The following is a 1,334-nucleotide window of genomic DNA, read 5'->3' as shown; positions in this document are numbered from 1 at the left end:
TTTTACTCTCTATCTTAATTTTTTGACGAGGTTAATAGTGCTTTAAGCTTTCAAACTATTCTTTTTTCTAGGTTCAGCGCCTTGGGGGGCATCGCTTCAAGCTGCCCTCTTTTCGACGTTTATCAACTATAGCGTTCTTACTCTGGTGGTGTTAGTAGAGGGAACCGAATCTTTTTGTAGTAATTTCTCTACTTGCTTATTTCTACTAGCTGCAATATTGCATTGAATTCAAGCTGATAGAGTGGTTCATTTAATCTAGCCAGGAAGACTGTGTGCAGCCGAGTCGGCGATCGCTCCTCCCTTGTTGCATCTGGGCTATTTCGTGAATCGAGTATAGGTGCCCAATCGCCGAATCTTTGGGCAGCTTCGTTGCAGGTGCAGCTTCGTTTAAGTTTTTTAAGATGTTAGGACTTACGCATTGGCAAAAAATATCATCTATGTAGTCTAGATAATGGCATCGTTGTGAAGGTTGGCAAAAATAGGCTCACGGACAACAGAAGTAAACAGATTCCTCTGTACTTAATACCAATTGCTAATTATGTTTTCAGAGCGCATAAACTCCAATTTCACACTCATCTTGAAGTGAACAAAATATATGTGTTTTTATTGCAATACTCCGGACAGTTTTTAAGCAGCCAGAGTACCATAAGACAAGACTGAAGGAAGGTTAGGGTGATTTAAAATCAAATCCGGGTCTAAATCTAACTTAGGAATGAAAAATTAATAACTTGATTAATTCGTGAGTTGAGGTACCGCTCGATAATTCCATTTGGGTAAATATTCATCAAAAACAATTTTCAGATTTTTTTTAAAATCATCAGTCACCTTTCGACCAATTTCATAGATTTTATCTACCACATTTACAACTACAGATAGACCCTTGTTAGTGTGAGTTTTTCCATGAGACTTTTGACTAAATTTAGACTTGTAAAAATAACTCCTTGACAGGCTCTGGTTATATGAGGGAAGAGTCGATGTTCAATGGGATTGTATTTAGATGTATACGGAGGGTAATGAGCTATTCTGATCTCAATTCCAATTTCATCTACTAACTTTTGTAAATCTTGCTTAAAGATATAATGATTAGCATTATTGCTACCGCCACCATCACACTTAGCTAAAATCGAATTAGCATGAGGATAGGCGGCTTTTCCATAATTATTCCACCAGTGTTTGATGGATTCACAAGCAAATTCACTGGTATCCTTACTGTTACCTAATGTTACATATCCTCGATTTTTTTGGCAATCGTAAATTCGTATCGGCTCAATAAGTAGGGGTAGCAGTTAATCTAGTTGCAATAGACTTGCCCAAGGGATAAAGAGAAGATTTTT

At 37.3% G+C, this 1,334-nt stretch carries 1 pseudogene; it reads right to left on the bottom strand.

The window, feature by feature from the left end:
- Positions 1 to 732: 732 nt before the first annotated feature.
- A pseudogene (locus tag QUB26_RS31820) lies at positions 733 to 1,256 on the bottom strand (ISAzo13 family transposase).
- Positions 1,257 to 1,334 lie beyond the last annotated feature (78 nt).

Origin of the sequence: Microcoleus sp. B4-C1, from assembly GCF_036705285.1 — a bacterium.
In the GTDB taxonomy this organism is placed as follows: domain Bacteria; phylum Cyanobacteriota; class Cyanobacteriia; order Cyanobacteriales; family Microcoleaceae; genus Microcoleus.
This window is presented reverse-complemented; position numbering and strand designations above follow the sequence as displayed.